Annotated in this window: 18 protein-coding genes and 1 rRNA gene; 18 read left to right on the top strand and 1 reads right to left on the bottom strand. The window is 50.1% G+C overall.

The window, feature by feature from the left end:
* Nucleotides 1-134: 134 nt before the first annotated feature.
* The 15 genes from mraZ (at nt 135) to lpxC (ending at nt 17,113) form a co-directional block, all read left to right on the top strand.
* Nucleotides 135-593, top strand: coding sequence for a division/cell wall cluster transcriptional repressor MraZ (mraZ, locus tag CBX96_RS19720; protein WP_011624306.1), 459 nt, complete (start codon nt 135-137; stop codon nt 591-593).
* A gap of 30 nt (nt 594-623) precedes the next feature.
* Nucleotides 624-1,565 (top strand): 16S rRNA (cytosine(1402)-N(4))-methyltransferase RsmH, encoded by a 942-nt coding sequence (gene rsmH, locus CBX96_RS19715; protein WP_011624305.1) that lies wholly within the window; start codon nt 624-626, stop codon nt 1,563-1,565.
* A gap of 12 nt (nt 1,566-1,577) precedes the next feature.
* On the top strand, nt 1,578-1,892 hold the full coding sequence (ftsL, locus tag CBX96_RS19710; protein ID WP_011624304.1) for a cell division protein FtsL: 315 nt from the start codon (nt 1,578-1,580) through the stop codon (nt 1,890-1,892).
* Between the two features lie 13 nt (nt 1,893-1,905).
* Complete coding sequence (locus tag CBX96_RS19705) at nt 1,906-3,657, top strand: penicillin-binding protein 2 (protein ID WP_089066795.1); 1,752 nt, start codon at nt 1,906-1,908, stop codon at nt 3,655-3,657.
* Nucleotides 3,654-5,135 carry a UDP-N-acetylmuramoyl-L-alanyl-D-glutamate--2,6-diaminopimelate ligase gene (gene murE / locus CBX96_RS19700; RefSeq protein ID WP_109287809.1) on the top strand — a complete coding sequence of 494 codons (1,482 nt, stop codon included), beginning with the start codon at nt 3,654-3,656 and terminating at the stop codon, nt 5,133-5,135. The genes CBX96_RS19705 and murE overlap by 4 nt, the downstream gene beginning before the upstream one ends.
* Nucleotides 5,132-6,514 (top strand): UDP-N-acetylmuramoyl-tripeptide--D-alanyl-D-alanine ligase, encoded by a 1,383-nt coding sequence (gene murF / locus CBX96_RS19695; protein ID WP_109287808.1) that lies wholly within the window; start codon nt 5,132-5,134, stop codon nt 6,512-6,514. Before murE ends, murF begins: the two co-directional genes overlap by 4 nt.
* Entirely contained in the window at nt 6,515-7,597 is a 1,083-nt protein-coding gene (gene mraY, locus CBX96_RS19690; RefSeq protein WP_011624300.1) for a phospho-N-acetylmuramoyl-pentapeptide-transferase, read from the top strand.
* A gap of 6 nt (nt 7,598-7,603) precedes the next feature.
* Nucleotides 7,604-8,923, top strand: coding sequence for a UDP-N-acetylmuramoyl-L-alanine--D-glutamate ligase (gene murD, locus CBX96_RS19685; RefSeq protein WP_011624299.1), 1,320 nt, complete (start codon nt 7,604-7,606; stop codon nt 8,921-8,923).
* Nucleotides 8,913-10,124: a cell division protein FtsW gene (gene ftsW, locus CBX96_RS19680; protein WP_109287834.1), complete on the top strand. Its 1,212-nt coding sequence runs from the start codon at nt 8,913-8,915 to the stop codon at nt 10,122-10,124. The genes murD and ftsW overlap by 11 nt, the downstream gene beginning before the upstream one ends.
* Nucleotides 10,124-11,212, top strand: coding sequence for an undecaprenyldiphospho-muramoylpentapeptide beta-N-acetylglucosaminyltransferase (gene murG, locus CBX96_RS19675; RefSeq protein ID WP_011624928.1), 1,089 nt, complete (start codon nt 10,124-10,126; stop codon nt 11,210-11,212). Before ftsW ends, murG begins: the two co-directional genes overlap by 1 nt.
* Before the next feature lie 2 nt (nt 11,213-11,214).
* Nucleotides 11,215-12,681 (top strand): UDP-N-acetylmuramate--L-alanine ligase, encoded by a 1,467-nt coding sequence (murC, locus tag CBX96_RS19670; RefSeq protein WP_039977279.1) that lies wholly within the window; start codon nt 11,215-11,217, stop codon nt 12,679-12,681.
* A 150-nt stretch (nt 12,682-12,831) separates the two neighbouring features.
* Nucleotides 12,832-13,581 (top strand): cell division protein FtsQ/DivIB, encoded by a 750-nt coding sequence (locus tag CBX96_RS19665; protein WP_011718495.1) that lies wholly within the window; start codon nt 12,832-12,834, stop codon nt 13,579-13,581.
* Nucleotides 13,562-14,797 carry a cell division protein FtsA gene (gene ftsA / locus CBX96_RS19660; protein WP_011073897.1) on the top strand — a complete coding sequence of 412 codons (1,236 nt, stop codon included), beginning with the start codon at nt 13,562-13,564 and terminating at the stop codon, nt 14,795-14,797. The genes CBX96_RS19665 and ftsA overlap by 20 nt, the downstream gene beginning before the upstream one ends.
* Before the next feature lie 27 nt (nt 14,798-14,824).
* On the top strand, nt 14,825-16,012 hold the full coding sequence (ftsZ, locus tag CBX96_RS19655; protein ID WP_011624294.1) for a cell division protein FtsZ: 1,188 nt from the start codon (nt 14,825-14,827) through the stop codon (nt 16,010-16,012).
* Between the two features lie 180 nt (nt 16,013-16,192).
* Nucleotides 16,193-17,113, top strand: coding sequence for a UDP-3-O-acyl-N-acetylglucosamine deacetylase (gene lpxC, locus CBX96_RS19650; RefSeq protein ID WP_011624293.1), 921 nt, complete (start codon nt 16,193-16,195; stop codon nt 17,111-17,113).
* A gap of 13 nt (nt 17,114-17,126) precedes the next feature.
* Here lpxC and CBX96_RS19645 read toward each other — a convergent pair whose 3' ends face one another.
* The gene (locus tag CBX96_RS19645; RefSeq protein ID WP_011718492.1) at nt 17,127-17,573 is read right to left on the bottom strand and encodes a DUF721 domain-containing protein; all 447 of its coding nucleotides are present in this window, start codon (nt 17,571-17,573) and stop codon (nt 17,127-17,129) included.
* Nucleotides 17,574-17,600: 27 nt separating this feature from the next.
* On the opposite strand from CBX96_RS19645, the gene CBX96_RS19640 reads away from it, so the two are divergent.
* The 3 genes from CBX96_RS19640 to CBX96_RS19630 all read left to right on the top strand — a co-directional run.
* On the top strand, nt 17,601-18,500 hold the full coding sequence (locus CBX96_RS19640) for a M23 family metallopeptidase (RefSeq protein WP_023265741.1): 900 nt from the start codon (nt 17,601-17,603) through the stop codon (nt 18,498-18,500).
* 61 nt (nt 18,501-18,561) lie between these two features.
* Nucleotides 18,562-21,288, top strand: coding sequence for a preprotein translocase subunit SecA (gene secA / locus CBX96_RS19635; RefSeq protein WP_109287807.1), 2,727 nt, complete (start codon nt 18,562-18,564; stop codon nt 21,286-21,288).
* Between the two features lie 677 nt (nt 21,289-21,965).
* A 16S ribosomal RNA gene (locus CBX96_RS19630) occupies nt 21,966-22,084 on the top strand; the annotation flags it as partial.

Here is a 22,084-nt window from a genome sequence, read left to right as displayed (position 1 = left end):
CTAACCCGCTTGCCGACTGGCTTTATAAAAGGATCCCATCCCTTGACAATGCTTGTCTACTATCCCTAAACTTAGCATTTGTGGGAAATAGTGGATATTTGTGGATCAAAAATCAAAGGATAGGATGAATTAGCGTGTTTCGTGGAGCCAGTGCTATCAACTTAGATACAAAGGGACGGATCGCTATTCCAGTGCGATACCGCGAACCTTTGCAGCTAGAGCACCAAGGCCGCATCGTCATCACAGTCGATATTCAATCTGCGTGTTTACTCCTTTATCCCATCCATGAGTGGGAATTGATCGAAGCTAAGTTACTCAAGCTTTCAGATACCGACAAAACCCAACGGTCCCTTAAGCGCATGTTGCTGGGTTATGCCCATGAGGTGGAACTCGATGGCAACGGGCGCATATTACTGCCACCGCCGCTAAGGCAATACGCCAATTTAGATAAGCGCATCATGCTGGTGGGACAGTTAAACAAGTTTGAGCTGTGGGATGAGCAAGCTTGGCTGCAGCAAATTGATGAGTGTCAGGAAACGATTCGAAGCGAGGAGCTCGCGAATAACGAGCGTCTGGCGGATTTTTCACTCTAACGAGTCGCATAACTTAATAAGAAGAGAGTAATGAGTCAAGAATTTGCCCATTTATCCGTTCTGCTCGAAGAAACGGTCGGCGGTTTGAACATCAAAGACGATGGCATCTATATCGATGGCACGTTCGGCCGCGGTGGTCATTCAAGACAAGTACTGCAAAGATTGGGTGAAAATGGACGTCTGATTGCGATCGATCGTGATCCTCAAGCCATTGAAGCAGCGAAACAATTCGCCGATGATCCCCGTTTTCAAATCGTACATGGCGGTTTTGGCCAGTTAGCAGATTACGTCGAAGAGCTTGGTCTGGTTGGCAAGATTGATGGCGTGTTACTCGACTTAGGCGTGTCTTCACCGCAGCTTGACGATGCCGAACGTGGATTTAGTTTCCTGCGTGATGGTCCGCTCGATATGCGCATGGATAACAGCCAAGGCGAAACGGCGGCCCAGTGGTTAGCGCGTGCCGAAATTGAGGACATGGCCTGGGTATTCAAAACCTATGGCGAAGAGAAAAATGCTCGCCATATTGCCCGTTGTATTGCGGCTGACCGTGATAAAACCCCGTTTTTACGCACCAAAGATTTAGCCGATTTGATTGCGCGGATCACTAAAAATAAAGAGCGTAACAAACACCCCGCGACTCGGGTGTTTCAGGCGATCCGTATATATATCAACAGTGAATTAGATCAAATTGATCAAGCGCTTGAAGGTGCATTAACCGTACTCGCGCCGCAGGGACGTTTATCGATTATCAGCTTCCATTCACTGGAGGATCGCATCGTAAAACGTTTTATTCGTCGCCATAGCCAAGGTGAGAGCGTGCCCCACGGTCTGCCTATCACCGAAGATCAAATCAACAAGTCGCGTAAATTGCGCGCCATAGGTAAGGCGATTATGCCTTCCGATGAGGAAATTGAACGCAATGCCAGAGCGCGCAGCTCAGTGTTACGCATTGCCGAGCGATTAGATTACTAGAGGGCAAACAAAGTGAGTAAGCCCTCATTAAATCTGCCACGGATTGTGTTAAACGACCTGTGGCAACACAAATGGATCTTGTTACTCGCACTGCTCGTGCTCAGTAATGCTGTGGCTGTGGTGTATACCAGCCATGTGAGCCGTAAGCTCACTACCCAATGGGATCAGCTACTGCAGGAGCGTGACAGATTAGATATCGAGTGGCGCAATTTATTATTGGAAGAGCAGTCCCAGACCGAGCACAGCCGGATCACGCGGATTGCATCAAAGGATCTCAACATGAGTCGACCCTTACCCAGCGAAGAAGTTGTGGTAAAGGTGCCGTGAACATAGGGAAGATATGACTAGGCAAGCAAAAACCAAACAGGCCAGCAAAAAGCAAAAGCCACAATTGATCCACTGGCGTTTATACGTCGTGGTTGGCTTTGTATTTGCGATGTTTTCGAGCCTTGTGGGTCGTGCTGCTTATATTCAAATTATCGAGCCCGATAAGCTGCGTCACGAGAGCGACATGCGCACCCTGCGTACCACAAGTCGTGAGGTGCAGCGTGGCTTAATCACCGACCGTAACGGCGATATGCTGGCGGTGAGTGTGCCGGTGCGTGCCGTGTGGGCCGACCCTAAACAAGTCAATGATAACAATGGTTTTACTGATATGCGCCGCTGGCAAGCGTTGGCGGACGTATTGCACGAACCCGTGGAAGATGTGCTCGAAAAAGTGCGCAGTAATCCAACCAAACGTTTTACCTACCTTAAACGCCAAGTCACGCCTGCGGTGGCAGACTATATCACTCAGCTTAAATTGCCTGGGGTGTTTTTAAAGTCCGAGTCACGCCGCTACTACCCCGGTGGTGAGATCACCGCCCAGCTTATCGGCATTACCAATATCGACGATGTCGGTATTGAAGGTGTCGAAAACGCTTACAACAGTTGGCTTACTGGTACACCATCTAAACAAAAAGTGCGTAAATCCCGCGATGGTCATGTGGTTGAGCGCCTCGATATCGTTCAGGAAGGCGAGAGTCCGAATGATCTAGTCTTGAGTATCGATCAACGTATTCAACAGCTTGCCTACCGTGAGTTAAAGCGCACGACTGAGATGAACCAAGCGACCTCTGGCTCGATCGTGGTACTCGATATCCACACTGGCGAAGTTTTAGCTATGGTGAATACGCCATCCTACAACCCTAATTCACGCGACAATCTGCAAACCTTCAGAATGCGTAACCGCGCGATGACGGATACCTTCGAGCCGGGTTCGACCATTAAACCTTTTGTGGTTGCTGCGGCGTTAGAAGCGGGCACGGTTAAGTCTACCGATGTGATCCCAACCTCTCCGGGTTGGATGCGTTTAGGCGGTCGCCAAGTACGGGATGCGGCGAACTACGGCGATATGACACTGGCACGTATTCTGGCGAAATCCAGTAACGTGGGGATCAGTAAACTCGCCCTGTCGATTCCAGTGCAGCAGTTATTAGGCACTTATCAATCCATGGGCTTAGGCAGCTTTTCGGGGATTAACCTCACGGGTGAAAGCGCCGGTTTGATCCAAGATCGCCACCGTTGGTCTGATTTCGAGCGTGCGACCTTATCTTTCGGCTACGGCCTAACGGCAACCACGCTACAACTCGCGCGGATGTACGCCACTTTAGGCAATGGCGGCACTTTATATCCTGTATCGATTTTAAAACTGAAAAAGCCGCCCGAAGGTGAGCGAGTGATCTCACAAGAGGTCGCTCACGATGTGCTGCAAATGATGGTGGGTGTGACCGAAAAAGGCGGTACAGGTACGCTTGCGCATATCGATGGCTACCCCGTTGCGGGTAAGTCGGGCACCAGCCGTAAGGCGGTAGCTGGCGGTTATGGTGATGATTATGTTGCGTTATTTGCTGGTGTCGCGCCGGTGAATAATCCCAAACTCGCGATTGTTGTCGTGGTGAACGAGCCGAAAGGCGATCTCTATTATGGTGGTTCAGTGGCAGGGCCGGCATTCGCTAAGGTGATGTCAGGCGCACTGCAAATGTTAAATGTCGAACCCATTTCCGATAAAGAACAGGTGCAATTGGCGGGACTCGCCGGGAGAACTGAATGATGTTGTTAAGGGATCTATTAGCGCCTTGGTTCCCCTACGCGGGCGAACAAACCTTCTTAGATTTGACTTTAGATAGCCGCGCAATACGTCGCGGCGATGTGTTTTTAGCGTTGCCCGGCCATAAGGTCGATGGTCGTCAATTTATCGATAAGGCCTTAGCCCAAGGTGCGACTGCGGTGTTAGTGCATACGGATAGCATTGAAGAGCAGGGCAAGGTGATTGCGACTGAGCAAGGCGTGCAGATTTATTTCTATCAGTTAGCGAAGCAAGTGTCAGCGGTCGCCGCAGTGCGTTATCCCGTTGTCCAAGGCCAGTCTATGGGCATTATCGGGATCACCGGCACCAATGGTAAAACCTCGACCAGTCAGCTCTGCGCGCAATTAGTGACCTTACTTGAAGGTAAAGCGGCGGTGATGGGCACGCTCGGTAATGGCCTGTGGGGCGAATTAGTCGATAGCGGTAATACGACCGCCGATGCCATTACCCTGATGCGCCAACTACATGAGTTTGCAGACAAAGGCGTTAATACCTGCGCGATGGAAGTCTCAAGTCATGGGTTAGTCCAAGGCCGAGTCGATACCGTGCCCTTCGATGTGGCGGTATTCACTAACCTGACCCGTGATCACTTGGACTACCACGGCGATATGGAAAACTATGCCGCGGCCAAACAAATGCTGTTTCGTTTCGACGCCCTGCGTCACGGCTTAGTGAATCTTGATGATCCCGTGGGGGCCGCTTGGTTATCCGAGCTGGCAAATGTCCCCGCGAAGATGTGGGGCTTTAGCATTGAAGCGCATACAGAGGCGGCGTTTTACACTAAGAATGCCCAATTTAACGATCAAGGCGTGCAGGCGACACTAGTCTGGCCCGAGGGCGAAATAGACATTCGCTCTCCTTTATTAGGCGCCTTTAACCTCTCGAATTTACTCGCTGCTTTATCTGCCTTGTATTTACAGGGCATGGATATGCGTGCTCTGGCCGCCAAAGTGCCTTATTTAGTGCCCGTGGCTGGCCGCATGGAACGTTTTACCACCGCGGACAACATCACCTTAGTCGTCGATTATGCTCACACCCCGGATGCGATTGAACAGGCGTTGAATGCCCTGCGTCGTCACTGCGCGGGCGAGTTGTGGTGCGTGTTTGGCTGCGGCGGCGACCGTGATAAGGGTAAACGCCCGCTGATGGGACAAGTGGCGGAGCAATGCGCCGATCGCATTATGGTGACTAGCGATAATGCCCGCAGCGAAGATCCTAACCAAATTATTACCGATATTATCCAAGGGCTGACTCACCCAGAGCGTGCGCTGACCGAGGTTGACCGTGTGGCTGCGATTAAACGCGTCGTGGCGCAGGCTAAACCTGGGGATGTGATTCTGCTTGCGGGCAAAGGCCATGAAACTTACCAAGAGGCGGCAGGTGTGCGTCATGACTATGATGAGCGCGCTCTGGCACGTCAGTTATCGGAGCAAAGCCAATGATCCCAATTTCCCTCGAGGCGCTGAGCCAACACTTAAGTGCGCATCGAGTCGGTGACGATGTCACCATCCAAGCATTAAGCAGCGATAGCCGTAAAATCGGCCCAGCGACCCTGTTTGTCGCCCTAAAGGGCGAGCGTTTCGATGGCCATGATTTTGCAGCCACGGCAATTGAAAATGGTGCGGTTGCACTGCTGGTTGAGCGTGAATTGGCCTTCGATGTGCCGCAGCTTATTGTTGCCGATTGCCAAAAAGCCATGGGCGCGATTGGTGCCTATGTACGTGACCAAGTGGATCCCATTTGTGTGGCCTTAACTGGCTCCAATGGCAAAACCAGCGTGAAAGAAATGATCGCCACAATTTTATCGGCGAAGCATCAAGTGCTTTACACCGCTGGCAATTTTAATAATGAAATCGGTGTGCCACTCACCTTACTGCGCTTAACGCCCAAGGATAAATACGGGGTGTTTGAGCTTGGCGCTAACCATAAAGGTGAGATTGATTACACCTCGAGTTTGGTGCGTCCTCACGTAGCCTTAGTCAATAACGTTGGCAGCGCCCACTTAGAAGGCTTTGGTTCACAGGCGGGGGTCGCCCAGGCCAAATCGGAAATCTACAACCATCTGCAACCCGGCGGTACGGCAATTATCAATGCCGATGATGCCTTTGCCGATGTGATGCGGGTGAAAGCGAAACAATATAAGCAATTAAGCTTCTCCCAGCAGGAAGGCGCGGCTAAACGTCAAATCGATGTGATTGCGACTGGCCACAAAGCCAATAGCGAAGGTTGCTATCGTTTTATCCTCAATTACGCGGGAGAGTCCTGCGAAGTGACTCTGCCTCTCGCGGGTCGTCACCAAGTTAGCAACGCGTTGGCTGCTGCAAGTGTTTGTATTGCTTTGGGATTAAGCCTAAAAGAAATCGCCGATGGCTTGAGCCAGTTGACCCCTGTCAAGGGGCGCATGCAACCCACTCAATTAGGACGCGTTCGCTTAATCGATGATAGCTATAACGCCAATCCCGTGTCAGTGGGGGCGGCTATCGCTTGGTTAAAGGAAATTTCTGAAAATCGCTGTTTGGTACTGGGAGATTTGGGCGAATTAGGCGACAATGCGCCCCTTTTACACGCTGAACTGGGACAACTGGCAAAGCAACAGGGCATTGATGCTCTGTTCTGTACCGGCACCTTAACTCAGCACACTAGCCAAGCTTTCGGGGCGGAGCACCATGACAGCGTGGCGACGTTAGTAGAAAAACTCATAAAACACATCAACCAGTTGCCGGGACAGGTGACGGTTTTAGTTAAAGGTTCACGTAGTGCCGCAATGGAGCGGGTCGTGGATGGCCTAACAGTAGCCTTCGGGCGTGGGGAGTTAGTGTAGATGCTGGTGTATCTGGCCGAGTATTTAACCCGTTTTCATACTGGGTTTAACGTATTTTCCTATGTGACATTTCGAGCCATTTTAGGCTTGTTAACCGCATTAATGTTTAGTTTATGGTGGGGTCCTAAACTGATTGAGCGTTTGCAGTTAATGCAGATTGGTCAAGTCGTGCGTAACGACGGTCCAGAGTCGCATTTCAGTAAACGTGGTACGCCGACCATGGGTGGCCTGATGATTTTAGGCGCCATCTTTATCAGTGTGCTGTTGTGGGGCGATCTCGGTAGCCGTTATGTGTGGGTGATGCTGTTTGTATTGGGCAGCTTCGGCATGATCGGTTTTATTGATGATTACCGCAAAGTCGTGCGTAAAGATACTAAGGGACTGATCGCGCGTTGGAAGTATATTCTGCAATCCTTAGCGGCGTTGATCATTGCTTTTTTCCTCTACACCACAGCGTCTAACCCGGGGGAAACCCAGTTAGTCGTGCCTTTCTTTAAGGACGTGATGCCACAGCTTGGCGCTGTGTTTATCGTATTGGCTTACTTTACTATCGTGGGTTCGAGCAACGCGGTGAACCTAACCGATGGTCTCGACGGTTTGGCGATTATGCCAACGGTAATGGTGGCCGCGGCATTCGCCTTGATTGCTTATCTGTCTGGCCATGCTCAGTTTGCTAATTACCTGCACATTCCGCATTTACCTGGTTCGGGTGAGCTCGTGATCGTCTGTACTGCGATTGTGGGCGCAGGCTTAGGCTTTTTATGGTTTAACACTTATCCAGCACAGGTCTTCATGGGCGATGTGGGCTCGCTGTCTTTAGGTGCGGCCTTAGGCGCGATTGCTGTACTGGTTCGCCAAGAAATCCTATTAGTGATTATGGGCGGTGTGTTTGTAATGGAAACTGTGTCTGTGATCCTACAGGTCGGTTCTTACAAGTTACGTGGCCAGCGTATTTTCCGCATGGCGCCTATCCATCACCACTATGAGTTAAAGGGTTGGCCTGAACCACGCGTGATTGTCCGCTTTTGGATTATCTCGATTTTCTTAGTGTTACTCGGCTTAGCCACGTTGAAGTTAAGGTAATCGCTCATGCAAAGTCAGTATTCACACATAGTGTTAGGTTTGGGTGCCACCGGGCTCTCGGTAGTGCGCTATTTGTGTGGAAAAGGGATCACACCCTTGGTGATGGATAGTCGTCGCCAACCTCCCGGTGCGGACACCCTTGCCAGCGCATTCCCTGAGGTGCAGCTGATTGCGGGCGGATTCGATTGCCGTTACTTAGTGCAAGCAAAGCAAATCATTATCAGCCCAGGCATTGCGATTGATACACCTGAGGTGCGCGCGGCACTGGATATGGGGATTGAAGTCATTGGCGATGTGGAGCTATTTGCCCGTGAGATTGCCGACCGTAAACCTTGTGTGATTGGGATTACTGGCTCAAACGGCAAGTCGACCGTGACCACCTTAGTGGGTGAAATGCTGCGTGAAGCCGGCATGGCGGTGGCTGTGGGCGGCAACATTGGCATTCCGGCGCTCGATCTGCTGACGGAAAATGCCGATATTTTTGTGCTTGAGCTGTCGAGCTTCCAACTCGAAACCACCCACAGTTTGAACTGCGTGGCGTCGACCTGTTTGAACGTGACCGAAGATCATATGGACAGATACAGCGATATGGATGCTTATCGCAAGGCCAAGCTGCGTCTGTACCATCAAAGCCGCTCCATCATCTTTAACCGTGATGATGCGCTGACTATCCCGACAGAGCCGATGAACCAAAACAGCTTTGGTTTAGCGCCGCCAGAGGGCGACGAGTGGGGCATTTGTGATAGCAAGATTTACCACGGTCACAGTGAAATTATGCCGATCACCGAAGTATCGCTGATTGGTAGTCATAACCATGCCAACTTACTCGCTGCCATGGCGCTGGTGTATGCCGTGGGCGTAGATAAGCAAGTCATGGCTAAAGTGGCTCGTACCTTTACTGGTCTTTCTCATCGCTGTGAAGTGGTCGGTGTAAAAGCGGGCGTGACCTATGTGAACGATTCGAAGGCGACCAATGTTGGCGCTACCGTCGCGGCGCTCGATGGGTTAAGCGACCACTTAGGTGACATTATTTTGATTGCTGGTGGTGATGGTAAGGGCGCGGATTTCAGTCCATTGGTCGAGCCGTTAACGAAAGTGACACACCTCATCACCTTAGGTCGCGATGGCAATAAGATAGCCGCATTGAAGGAAGGGGCCATTAAGGTGGACTCTATGGCTGCTGCGGTGGCTAAGGCCGCCGAGTTAGCCACCTCGGGCGATATCGTACTCCTATCGCCAGCCTGTGCGAGCCTTGATATGTACAGCAACTTTATGGCTCGTGGGGATGATTTTAGAAGCCAAGTGGAGCAACTCGATGGCGAGTGATGCAAGACAGCTCAGCCTGTTAGGGCGAGTGCTGAACGCACTGCCTAACTGGCAACGTGATAACGAGGTGCCGGGCGTGCAATTGTACGACCGGGCTTTGCTCACGGCCGTGCTGTCTTTGATTGGCTTTGGTTTTGTCATGGTCATGTCGGCCTCTATGCCTGAGGCGCAAACGCTGACGGGTAATCCCTTCCACTTTATGACCCGCCATGTGGGTTATCTGTTGGGATGCTTAGTGATTGCCGCTTTTGTGCTGAGGGTCGAGATGCAAACCTGGCAGCGGATGAGCCCAATCATGTTGCTAGGCGTGTTTTTGATGTTGCTGGCGGTGTTGGTTGTGGGTACCACAGTCAACGGTGCGACCCGTTGGTTATCCATAGGTCCCATTCGTATTCAGGTGGCTGAGGTCGCTAAGTTTGCGTTCTCTGTGTATATGGCGGGTTATCTGGTGCGTCGGCATCAGGAAGTGCGTGAAAATGCGAAGGGCTTCTATAAGCCGATTGCGGTATTTGCGATCTACGCAATTTTGATTTTGATGCAGCCCGACTTAGGTACTGTGGTGGTGTTGTTCGTCGGCACTGTGGGGCTATTGTTCCTCGCGGGGGCGCGTTTGCTGGACTTTTTCGCGCTGATTTTTGCCGGGGTGTTGGCATTCGTGGCGCTGGTTCTGCTCGAGCCTTACCGTATGCGCCGGGTGACCTCGTTTTTAGACCCTTGGCAGGATCCATTCGGTAGTGGCTATCAGTTAACGCAATCGCTGATGGCCTATGGCCGGGGTGATTGGTTTGGTCAGGGCCTAGGTAACAGTATTCAAAAGTTGGAGTACCTCCCCGAGGCACATACCGACTTTATCTTTGCCGTGATCGGTGAAGAGTTAGGTTTTATCGGCATTATCGCTGTGTTATCCGTGCTGCTGTTTGTGGCATTAAGGGCCATTCGCCTTGGCAATTTATGTTTAGTGATGGACAAAGCCTTCGAAGGTTATCTGGCCTATGCCATTGGAATTTGGATCTGTTTCCAGACCGTCGTTAATGTGGGCGCAAGCATTGGTATGTTACCTACTAAAGGGTTAACACTGCCCTTTGTGAGTTACGGCGGCAGTAGTCTATGGGTCATGACGGCGGCGGCAATGACATTGCTGCGCATCGATTATGAGCGGCGCATGAGTTTAGTTCAGGCCGTGCAAGGGAGATTGAAGTAATGACCGACGCGGGTAAACGTATTTTAGTCATGGCAGGCGGCACGGGCGGACATGTGTTCCCGGCGCTCGCGGTGGCAAAGTATTTAGCGCAGCAAGGTTGGCAAGTGCGTTGGTTAGGCACAGCTGACCGTATGGAGGCGCGTTTAGTGCCTCAGTATGGCTTCGATATCGATTTTATCGATATCAAGGGCGTGCGTGGTAATGGCTTAGTGCGTAAATTAGCGGCGCCTTTTAAAGTGGTGCGCTCGATTCTGCAAGCCAAGGCCGTGATTGCTGAGTTCAAGCCCGATGTGGTGCTGGGCATGGGCGGATTTGCCAGTGGCCCGGGCGGTGTGGCGGCGAAATTGGCTGGCGTGCCCTTAGTGCTGCATGAGCAAAACGCCATTCCGGGAATGACCAACAAGTTACTCTCGCGAATTGCGAATCAAGTACTGTGCGCCTTTAAAAATACCTTCACTCAGGTGAAGGCCAAGGTGGTGGGGAACCCTATTCGTCGCGAGCTTATCGCCTTAGGTGCCGAACCTAAGCAAGCCGCGGATGATGCCTTAAAAGTCTTAGTGGTGGGCGGCAGTTTAGGCGCCAAAGTTTTTAACGACTTAATGCCTGAAGTGGTGGCCGCGCTGAGTAAGCAGCAGTCGATTACGGTTTGGCATCAAGTGGGTAAGGATAATCTGACGGGCGTTAAGTCGGCTTATCAACAGCAAGGACAAGAGGGCGGCGTTAACGTTGCCGAATTTATTGATGACATGGAAGCCGCCTATCGCTGGGCGGATGTGGTATTGTGCCGTGCCGGCGCGCTGACGGTATCCGAGTTAGCGGCGGTGGGACTACCGAGTATTCTGGTGCCTTATCCCCATGCTGTGGATGATCATCAGACCCGTAACGCCCAAGTATTGGTTGAGGCTGGCGCCGCTTTCTTATTGCCGCAGGCCATCTTGGACGTGAATAAGCTGGTGAGTAAATTACAGTTACTCGCCAATGACAGAGCAGAATTAGCCCAAATGGGCCAAAGAGCGAGAGATGTTGCCGTGTTGGATGCGACCGAACAGGTGGCCCAAGTGTGTATCGCTCTCGCCGAGAAAGGATAGGTATGACTAAGACAGAAAGATACTTACAGCTAAGAAGTATGATCCCAGAAATGCGCCGGATTAAGCGTATTCATTTCGTCGGCATTGGCGGCGCGGGCATGGGCGGGATCGCTGAAGTATTAGTAAACGAAGGTTATGTCGTCAGTGGTTCTGATATCGCGCAAAACGCCGTGACTGACAGACTCTGCCTGCTGGGCGCGAAAATTCATATCGGCCATGGTGCCGATAACGTGCAGCAAGCCGATGTGGTGGTGGTCTCGACTGCGATTAATCCTGAGAACCCAGAGATTATTGCGGCGAAGGAGTTGCGTATTCCTATCGTGCGCCGCGCCGAGATGTTGGCCGAGTTGATGCGTTATCGCCATGGTGTGGCGATTGCGGGTACTCACGGTAAAACCACAACTACCAGTTTGATTGCCAGTTTGTATGGTCAAGCGGGTCGCGATCCGACTTTTGTGATCGGTGGCCTGCTGAACAGTGCTGGTACTAATGCCCGCTTAGGTACGAGTCGTTATCTTATCGCCGAAGCCGACGAGAGTGATGCGAGCTTCTTGCACCTGCAACCTATGGTCAGCGTGGTGACGAATATCGAAGCCGACCACATGGACACCTACGGTGGGGATTTTGAAAAGCTCAAATCGACCTTCGTGGACTTTCTGCATAACCTGCCATTCTATGGCGTGGCGGTAGTGTGTATCGACGACGCTGTCGTGCGCGAGATTATGCCGCGTATTGGTCGCCATATGATCACCTATGGTTTCAGTGATGATGCTGACGTGCAGGCGCTGAACTTCCATCAGCAGGGTCACCAATGCCGCTTTACCGTCAGACGTAAAGGCAAAGAAGATTTAGATCTGCTGCTTAACCTGCCAGGCCAGCACAATGTATTAAATGCGCTCGCGGCGATTGCCGTGGCGACAGAAGATGAAATTGATGATAGCGCCATCATTCAAGCCTTGGCTGAGTTCCAAGGTATTGGCCGTCGTTTCCAACACTTAGGTAAGTTCGCAACGCCAAAGGGCGAAGTGATGTTAGTAGACGACTATGGTCATCACCCCAGTGAAGTGGCGGCGACCATTAAAGCGGCGCGTGCAGGTTGGCCGGATAAACGCTTAGTCATGGCCTATCAGCCGCACAGATTCACTCGTACCCGTGACTTGTACGAAGACTTTATTGAAGTGTTGTCTCAAGTGGATTGCTTGCTGTTACTCGAGGTGTATAGCGCGGGTGAAGCGCCGATCCCCGGTGCCGATGGTCGCGCACTGTGTCGCTCGATTCGCTTGCGCGGACAGTTAGATCCCATCTTTATCGCCAGCCCAGATCAGTTAGCCGAAGTGCTACCCGATGTGTTGCAGGAGGGGGATTTATTGTTGACCCAAGGTGCGGGTAATATAGGCGCCCTGTCGCGCCAGCTAGCTGCCTCTGAATTGGGCTTTAGCGTTGCCGCGACAACCGAGGTAAAACCTTGATATATTGCGGGACAACTCGGGTTTAAAGGAAATTTTGACCCGAGGCTTTAGCTCTATATAATGGCCGATTTTCTGTGGTTTTAGTAGTGTCGTTGAAAGGTGGAAACAAACGTGTCTTGGAGTGATAAGAGGCGACACTGGTGGGCGAGGATGTCACGGGTTAATTGGTACCTGTGGAGCGGAATTGGTTTTTTATGGTTAGTCATTGGGAGTTTTGTCTTTGGTGGCTACCAACTGCATAAGTTTTTAAATGATGCCAGCACGCTGCCCATTGAGGCTGTAGCCATCAAAGGTGAACGGACTTACACCACTGATAGAGATATACAAATTGCACTACAGGATTTAATGCAGCGGAGTTTTTTCAGCGCAGACATCACCTTAGTGCAACAGGCCTTAGAAGCCTTACCTTGGGTGTATCGCGCGTCAGTGAGGCGTGAGTGGCCAGCGAAACTCAGGGTGTATTTACAGGAGCAACAACCGGTCGCCCATTGGAATGGCACCGCTTGGCTCAATGTGCATGGTGAAGTGTTTGAAGCGCCATCGCATCCTGAGCTAGAGCATCTGCCTTATTTATCAGGGCCAGATGATATGGGGACCGAAGTGTTAACCGCCTACGCGCAGGTTAACTCGCTACTGAAGATTAATGGCTTTACCTTGGCCAATTTGAGTTTAACGCCACGTCATGCGTGGCACGCGACACTGGGTAACGGTATTGTTTTAGACCTAGGTCGAGAAGATAAAATGGCAAGGATACAAAGGTTTATCACTGTTTATCCGTTACTGGCGAAACAAGATAAACCGATTGCCAGAGTGGATTTGCGCTACGACACAGGGTTGGCCGTAGGCTGGGGCGATGCACAAACAAGAGAGCCGATAATTAATGACCAAAAACCAAGATAGAAATCTGATCGTCGGATTGGACATAGGAACCTCTAAAGTCGCAGTGATCATAGGCGAAGTTCTGCCCGATGGCGAAATCAGCATAGTCGGCCTTGGTAACCACCCTTCAAGGGGCATGGATAAGGGTGGCGTTAACGATTTAGACTCCATCGTGCGCAGTGTGCAACGCGCGCTCGATCAAGCGGAATTAATGGCAGACTGCCAAGTATCATCGGTTTACCTGAGCATTTCCGGTAAACATATCGCCTGCCAAAACGAAAATGGCATGGTGTCGATTAACGATGAAGAAGTGACACAGGAAGACGTCGACAACGTGATCCACACCGCTCGCTCGGTGAAGATCCCAACGGAACGTCGCATTCTGCATGTGTTACCGCAGGAATACGCGATTGACGTACAAGACGGCATTCGCAGCCCTATCGGCATGTCAGGCATGCGGATGGAAGCCAAGGTACATATAGTGACCTGCGCCAACGATATGGCGAAGAATATCACTAAGAGTGTTGAACGCTGTGGCTTGAAGGTCGATGACTTAGTGTTCTCCGGTATTGCGTCGGCGGATGCGGTATTAACTTTCGATGAAAAAGACTTAGGTGTATGTATCGTCGATATCGGCGGTGGCACGACGGATATCGCCGTGTATACCAATGGTGCACTGCGACATTGCGCGGTTGTGCCAGTTGCGGGCAACCAAGTGACCAACGATATCGCGAAGATTTTCCGCACACCTTCGTCACATGCTGAACAAATTAAAGTGCAGTTCGCCTGTGCGCGTAGCTCCATGGTGAGCCGCGAAGACAGTATCGAAGTGCCATCGGTTGGTGGTCGTCCATCGCGCAGCATGTCGCGCCATACTTTGGCCGAAGTGGTTGAACCGAGATATCAAGAGCTGTTTGAGTTAGTACTCAAGGAGCTGAAAGACAGTGGTTTAGAAGATCAAATTGCCGCAGGTATCGTGTTAACAGGCGGTACGGCGTCGATTCAAGGCGTGGTAGACATTGCGGAGGCAACCTTTGGGATGCCAGTACGCGTTGCCTCACCATTGCCAGTTAAAGGGTTATACGAATACGTGGATCAGTCTATTTACTCCACTGGGGTTGGATTGCTTCACTATGGTGCAAGACGGGTGCTTGAGCGTCAATTCGAGCGTCCTGAGCGTCAAGGGGTTACCAGTGCTTGGAATCGGGTCCAAAGCTGGTTTAAGGGTGAATTTTAATAACGCAGGCAACACGGAGATCAGACAATGTTTGAGATCATGGACACTCACTCAGACGACGCGGTGATTAAAGTCATCGGCGTTGGCGGCGGCGGCGGTAATGCTGTCGAACATATGGTCAAACACAACATTGAAGGTGTTGAGTTTGTCGTTACCAACACAGACGCACAGGCGCTACGTAAATCAGGCGCTGGCTCAACGATTCAATTAGGTCGCGATGTCACTAAAGGTCTTGGCGCTGGCGCCAACCCAGAAGTGGGTCGTGCCGCAGCGGAAGAAGACCGCGAAAACATTCGTGCTGCGATCAAAGGCTCTGACATGATCTTTATCGCCGCCGGTATGGGCGGTGGTACGGGTACAGGTGCTGCGCCAGTTGTGGCTCAAATCGCTCGCGAAGAAGGCATCTTAACGGTTGCTGTCGTGACTAAGCCTTTCCCTTTCGAAGGCAAAAAGCGTATGGCTTATGCCGAGCAAGGTATCGCTGAGCTCGCCAAGCACGTGGATTCGTTAATCACTATCCCTAACGAAAAATTATTAAAAGTATTGGGCCGTGGTACGTCATTACTCGATGCATTTGCCGCAGCGAATAACGTGTTACTCGGTGCAGTACAAGGTATTGCTGAGCTTATCACTCGCCCAGGTCTGATTAACGTCGACTTTGCGGACGTGAAAACCGTTATGTCTGAAATGGGTAATGCCATGATGGGTACTGGTGTTGCGCGTGGTGAAGACCGTGCGGAAGAAGCGGCCGAAGCGGCAGTTGCCAGCCCATTATTAGAAGACATCGACTTAGCCGGTGCCCGTGGTGTGTTAGTTAACATTACCGCAGGTATGGACATGAGCATCGAAGAATTCGAAACCGTGGGTAACCATGTTAAAGCTTATGCTTCTGACAACGCGACAGTCGTTGTGGGTGCGGTGATCGACCCAGAAATGAGCGACGAGCTGCGTGTTACTGTGGTTGCTACTGGTATCGGTGCTGAAAAGCGTCCTGATATTCAACTGGTTTCTAAACCAGCACCACGTCCAGAGCCAGTGGTTGTGGAACCAAAAGTAGAAGCCTATGTCGAAGAAGCAACTCATGTGAGCTATGCGGCGCCAAAGGGTAACGTGTTACCTGCATCGCCAGCACCGGCTCCAGCGCCAGCTCCTTCAACAAAGCATGAATTGGATTACTTAGATATCCCAGCGTTTTTGCGTAAGCAAGCTGACTAAAACAGGTATTTGAGTCCAGCGTGTCGGGTGGTGCCTTGCTCTGTGAGGCTGTACCACCCAATGACTACATTTGTATGACATGGTCAACTTATGTTACCATGTAGCACCTATGTGGTCGTTTTGCCGCCGCTGTGTGTGCAAATATTAGGCTTAATTATAGAAATCTAAACGGGTAACTGAATGATATTTCAAAGAACTGTTCAAAAAATGGTGAAGGCTACTGGAGTCGGTTTGCACTCTGGGAACAAGGTCACCTTGAGCATTATGCCCGCACCAGTCAATACAGGGATCGTACTCGTGCGTACCGACATGAATCCTGCCGTTGCTATTCCAGCAAAGGCGGAACAAGTTCGCGAAACCACAATGTGTACGGCACTCGTCAATGACGAAGGTATTCGTATTTCGACTATTGAGCATTTATTTGCAGCCTTAGCGGGTTTAGGCATTGATAACGCCGTAATCGAAGTGGACGCGCCTGAAATTCCAATCATGGATGGCAGTGCGAGCCCATTTGTCTTCTTACTTCAGTCTGCGGGTATCAAAGAGCAGGCTGCACCTAAGAAGTACTTAAAGATTAAACGCCCTGTGCGTGTTGAAGACGGTGATAAGTGGGCCGAGCTGAAGCCATTCAAAGGCTTTAGAGTCAACTTCAAAATTGACTTTGCTCACCCTGAAATTGCTCGTAGTCAACAGCATGTGGTGATGGACTTCTCTACTTCTGCTTTTGTTAAAGACATTAGCCGTGCCCGTACTTTTGGTTTTATGCGTGATATTGAGTATCTGCGTGCGAACAACCTAGCATTAGGTGGCAGCATGGAAAACGCGGTTGTACTTGATGAATATCGCGTCCTCAACCCCGACGGCCTGCGTTATGAGGATGAGTTCGTTAAGCACAAAATTTTAGATGCGTTTGGTGATCTCTACGTGGCAGGACACGCCATTCTTGGTGAGTTTACTGCCTATAAAACGGGTCATGCACTGAATAACCAATTAGTGCGAGCCTTATTGGCGCAGCAGGATGCGTGGGAGCTGGTGAGCTTTGAGAAAGAAGCCGATGTTCCCGTCAGCTTTACTGTGCCAGGTGGCGCGGTTTACGCTTAATAGCGCTTGATGTTTACTTATTACGGCTGGCCAATGTGGCCAGCCGTTTTAGTTTTTCGCCTAGTGTCCCGCTCACATTTTCTGCAAGCGCAGCAATATGTTCTGCCGCAGCGGGACTGAGTTGCTTGTGCGCCTGTTTCGGCTTTGCGTCATACAATGCTAATCTCGGGTTGACTTTAACTTCAATTGCGGTAAGGATTGGGAGCGTTTCTGCTTGAAGCTGCGCTAGTAGTTTCGGCTTTTGGAAATTAATTCGAGCAGCCCATGCTGCCGAAGTGGTTTCAACCACAAGAACACCCTGGCGGAAATTGGCGACTTTCAGCTGCTCCGCAACAGGACCTGCGACAATCTGCTTCACGTGCTGATCCAGATATAAAAGTAGTTCCGCTTTCTCAGCTATATCGGGCAATGTGCCTGACTGGTGTAGTAATTGGCTGAGATCCTGAGGGGGCTTTTTCATATGATAATAAGATGGCTGAATTAGGCTATGAGTGTAACAGTATTTATTCAAGGTCGGAATGGCGTTACGCGCTGGCAACCCAGTAAACGCTGGTTGCTCCTTCCCATGCTATTGTTAGCTACTGGTGCCGGTATTTATCAACACAACTCTGCTAAGTTTGAAAACCAGCAAGCCAGTGTCGATAACGATCGTATCCAACGTGAACAACAAAAGAAGCAAGTCTTAGAATTAAAGAGTGCCACAGAGTCACAGCTAGCCATGCTGGCGACCCATGTTGCGCGCATGCAAGCTAAAATCACCCGTCTCGAGGCCTTAGGTCAACAAGTCGCTAAACAAAACAAATTGGATGAAGACTTTGATTTTTCCTCTGAAGTGGGTGTCGGTGGCTTGAGCGAATTAGGCTCGAATATCGAACTTGGTCAGCTTATCGATGATATGGATAAACTGGCATCACGAATTGACAACAATAATGTTCAACTATCACTACTTGAAACAGTGTCATCTAACCACCATATAGATGCTGAACGTTATGTATCAGGGCTCCCACTCGATAAAGGTTGGTTATCGTCGCCCTACGGATTACGTAATGACCCTTTCAACGGTCGTCGAACCATGCATAAAGGGATCGATTTTACTGGTCGAGAAGGGGCTAAAGTTGTCGCGACTGCAGCAGGCGTGGTGACTTGGGCTGGGAATATGTTTGGCTATGGCGAATTGGTCGAAATCGACCATGGTAACGGTTTACGTACACGCTATGGTCATAATAAAGCTTTGTCAGTAGCTGTAGGTGATGTGGTCGCAAAAGGCGATACCATCGCCAGTATGGGAAGCACTGGGCGCTCAACAGGGGCTCATGTGCATTATGAAGTGTTGCGTGGCGGACAGCAGATAGATCCACAGAAGTTTGTCTACCGCAAGGCAGGTTAATTGAAACAATTGGCTTCTAGTTTCCATCATGGACTTGGCCTACAGAAAATAAGTGATTCAGATGTTTGGTAAATTACTGACAAAAGTATTTGGTAGTCGCAACGACCGTACCCTCAAAGGGTTACAGAAAGTAGTTAATAAGATTAATGCGCTTGAAGCCGATTATGAAAAATTAACCGATGAGCAGCTTAAAGCGAAAACTGCCGAGTTCCGCGAGCGTTTAGCAGCTGGCGAGTCATTGCAAGCGATTATGGCGGAAGCCTTCGCAACTGTGCGTGAAGCATCGAAGCGAGTGTTCGAGATGCGTCACTTCGACGTGCAGTTACTCGGTGGTATGGTGCTCGACAGTAACCGCATCGCTGAAATGCGTACTGGTGAAGGTAAAACCTTAACCGCGACCCTTCCAGCCTATCTAAATGCCTTAACCGGTAAAGGCGTTCACGTTATTACCGTCAACGATTACTTAGCCCGTCGTGACGCCGAGAATAACCGTCCATTGTTCGAATTCTTAGGCTTAACTGTCGGCATTAACGTCGCAGGTTTGGGTCAGCAGGCGAAAAAAGACGCCTATAACGCCGATATTACCTACGGCACCAACAACGAATTTGGTTTCGACTATCTGCGCGACAACATGGCGTTCTCGCCACAAGAGCGTGTTCAGCGTCCATTGCACTATGCACTGATCGACGAAGTCGACTCAATCCTTATCGACGAAGCCCGTACGCCACTGATTATCTCTGGTGCCGCGGAAGACAGCTCTGAGCTATACATCAAGATCAACACGCTTATCCCGAATCTTATCCGTCAAGATAAAGAAGACTCTGAAGAGTATGTGGGTGAGGGTGACTACAGCATTGATGAAAAAGCCAAACAAGTGCACTTTACTGAACGTGGTCAAGAGAAGGTTGAGAACCTGTTGATTGAGCGCGGCATGTTAGCCGAAGGCGACTCACTTTACTCAGCAGCTAATATTTCGCTACTGCACCATGTGAACGCGGCGCTGCGTGCGCATACCCTGTTTGAGCGTGATGTGGACTATATCGTTCAAGATGGCGAAGTGATCATCGTTGACGAACACACTGGCCGAACTATGCCAGGTCGTCGCTGGTCAGAAGGTTTACATCAAGCCGTTGAAGCCAAAGAAGGCGTTCGTATCCAAAACGAAAACCAAACCCTGGCATCAATTACCTTCCAAAACTACTTCCGTTTATATGAGAAGTTAGCGGGGATGACAGGTACGGCCGATACCGAAGCGTTTGAGTTCCAACACATCTATGGTCTAGATACTGTGGTTGTGCCAACCAACCGTCCTATGGTGCGTAAGGATATGGCGGATTTGGTTTACCTCACCGCCAATGAAAAATACCAAGCGATCATTAAAGACATTAAAGACTGCCGTGAACGTGGCCAGCCGGTATTGGTGGGTACAGTTTCAATCGAACAGTCTGAATTGTTAGCACGCTTAATGGTGAAGGAGAAGATCCCGCACCAAGTGCTTAACGCTAAGTTCCACGAAAAAGAAGCCGAAATTGTTGCCCAAGCGGGTCGTACTGGCGCTGTGACTATTGCGACTAACATGGCTGGTCGTGGTACCGACATCGTGTTAGGCGGCAACTGGAATATGGAAATCGAAGCCCTCGAGAATCCAACTGCTGAGCAAAAAGCTAAAATCAAGGCTGACTGGCAAGAGCGCCACGATGCCGTGGTCGCCGCCGGTGGTTTACACATTTTAGGTACTGAGCGCCACGAATCTCGCCGTATCGACAACCAGCTACGTGGTCGTGCGGGTCGTCAAGGTGACGCGGGTTCTTCACGTTTCTACCTTTCTATGGAAGATAGCTTAATGCGCATCTTCGCCTCGGATCGTGTCTCTGGCATGATGAAGAAACTGGGGATGGAAGAAGGCGAAGCAATCGAGCATCCATGGGTTTCCCGTGCGATTGAAAACGCTCAGCGTAAAGTGGAAGCGCGTAACTTTGATATTCGTAAGCAACTGCTCGAATTTGACGACGTCGCAAACGACCAACGCCAAGTGGTTTACGCACAGCGCAACGAGTTGATGGATGCCGAAAGTATCGAAGACACCATCAAAAACATCCAAGACGATGTGATCAGTGCGGTGATCGATCAATACATTCCACCACAATCAGTGGAAGAGTTATGGGATGTGCCAGGATTAGAGCAACGTTTACAGCAAGAATTTATGCTGAAACTGCCAATCCAAGAATGGCTAGATAAAGAAGACGACTTACACGAAGAAACATTGCGTGAGCGTATCATCACTTCTTGGTCTGATGCGTATAAAGCAAAAGAAGAAATGGTAGGTGCGCCAGTACTGCGCCAGTTTGAAAAAGCCGTGATGCTACAAACCCTCGATGGTCTGTGGAAAGAACACTTAGCGGCAATGGATCACTTACGCCAAGGTATCCATTTACGTGGTTACGCACAGAAGAATCCAAAGCAGGAATATAAGCGCGAGTCTTTCGAACTGTTCCAGCAATTACTGTCAACCTTAAAGCATGACGTTATTAGCGTGCTATCTAAGGTACAAGTACAAGCACAGTCAGACGTAGAGGAGATGGAAGCTCGACGTCGTGAAGAAGATGCCAAGATCCAACGCGACTATCAGCACGCAGCTGCCGAAGCCTTAGTAGGTGGGGATGATGGTAGCGACGAGATGATGGCTCATACGCCAATGATCCGCGATGGCGATAAAGTGGGGCGTAACGATCCTTGTCCTTGTGGCTCAGGCCGCAAGTATAAGCAGTGTCACGGCAAGCTAAGCTAGTTCAATACGTGGACTCATTTGAAAAGGCGACTGTAATAGTCGCCTTTTTCATACCTGCTACTTTATAAGTGCTTTAACTCTTCACCGACCATAAAACCCTCGGCTATAAATCCTAACGTGTGCCGCTGCACTAAAATTAACAGCTTTTGTCTTTTTTGTGGATAAGTTTGAGGATAAATAGTGGGTATTTTGTGACTAACTGAAACTATTGAAAAAAGATCAAAAAAACCGAAAAAAGCCCTTGCGTAAAAAGTTCTGCTGCCTATAATGCGCAACCACTGACACGGCAGACAGCGATACGCAGTTTCAAGTGCCAATTCATCGAGTGATTCACTCCTCGATGAGCGAAAAGAAAGTTGCAAAAACTACTTGACGCAAAAACGGGAATGCGTAAAATACGCAGCCCTGACCCGCTGAAATCACTTGCGATAAGGCGATGGTCAACGCTCTTTAACAATTTATCAAGCAAATCTGTGTGGACACTCACAGGTGTTGAGTTAATCGAAATTACTCTGCCGTTTGGCGAGTAATCAAAATTTAAATCAATGAATGAGTGTTCATAGCAATATGTGCATACAGTAATGTATGAATTGAAACGCGATGCTTCTTAGTGAGCAAAGCGAATCAAAACAGTAGAATTCATTGAGTCGTTTAACGCGAGTTAAACAAAAAACTTTTAATTGAAGAGTTTGATCATGGCTCAGATTGAACGCTGGCGGCAGGCCTAACACATGCAAGTCGAGCGGCAGCACAAGGGAGTTTACTCCTGAGGTGGCGAGCGGCGGACGGGTGAGTA

Origin of the sequence: Shewanella sp. BC20, assembly GCF_003129585.1 — a bacterium.
Taxonomy (GTDB): domain Bacteria; phylum Pseudomonadota; class Gammaproteobacteria; order Enterobacterales; family Shewanellaceae; genus Shewanella; species Shewanella seohaensis.
The sequence above is the reverse complement of the archived record's forward strand: the minus strand, read 5'-3'. Positions and strand labels throughout refer to the sequence as shown.

Coding starts and splice junctions, on each gene's coding strand:
- murG (WP_011624928.1), top strand. CDS start 10,124: ATGACCGACGCGGGTAAACGTATTTTAGTCATGGCAGGCGGCACGGGC.
- murD (WP_011624299.1), top strand. CDS start 7,604: ATGCAAAGTCAGTATTCACACATAGTGTTAGGTTTGGGTGCCACCGGG.
- CBX96_RS19645 (WP_011718492.1), bottom strand. CDS start 17,573: ATGAAAAAGCCCCCTCAGGATCTCAGCCAATTACTACACCAGTCAGGC.
- murF (WP_109287808.1), top strand. CDS start 5,132: ATGATCCCAATTTCCCTCGAGGCGCTGAGCCAACACTTAAGTGCGCAT.
- lpxC (WP_011624293.1), top strand. CDS start 16,193: ATGATATTTCAAAGAACTGTTCAAAAAATGGTGAAGGCTACTGGAGTC.
- murE (WP_109287809.1), top strand. CDS start 3,654: ATGATGTTGTTAAGGGATCTATTAGCGCCTTGGTTCCCCTACGCGGGC.
- murC (WP_039977279.1), top strand. CDS start 11,215: ATGACTAAGACAGAAAGATACTTACAGCTAAGAAGTATGATCCCAGAA.
- CBX96_RS19665 (WP_011718495.1), top strand. CDS start 12,832: ATGTCACGGGTTAATTGGTACCTGTGGAGCGGAATTGGTTTTTTATGG.
- ftsA (WP_011073897.1), top strand. CDS start 13,562: ATGACCAAAAACCAAGATAGAAATCTGATCGTCGGATTGGACATAGGA.
- ftsZ (WP_011624294.1), top strand. CDS start 14,825: ATGTTTGAGATCATGGACACTCACTCAGACGACGCGGTGATTAAAGTC.
- rsmH (WP_011624305.1), top strand. CDS start 624: ATGAGTCAAGAATTTGCCCATTTATCCGTTCTGCTCGAAGAAACGGTC.
- secA (WP_109287807.1), top strand. CDS start 18,562: ATGTTTGGTAAATTACTGACAAAAGTATTTGGTAGTCGCAACGACCGT.
- CBX96_RS19640 (WP_023265741.1), top strand. CDS start 17,601: ATGAGTGTAACAGTATTTATTCAAGGTCGGAATGGCGTTACGCGCTGG.
- ftsW (WP_109287834.1), top strand. CDS start 8,913: ATGGCGAGTGATGCAAGACAGCTCAGCCTGTTAGGGCGAGTGCTGAAC.
- CBX96_RS19705 (WP_089066795.1), top strand. CDS start 1,906: ATGACTAGGCAAGCAAAAACCAAACAGGCCAGCAAAAAGCAAAAGCCA.
- mraY (WP_011624300.1), top strand. CDS start 6,515: ATGCTGGTGTATCTGGCCGAGTATTTAACCCGTTTTCATACTGGGTTT.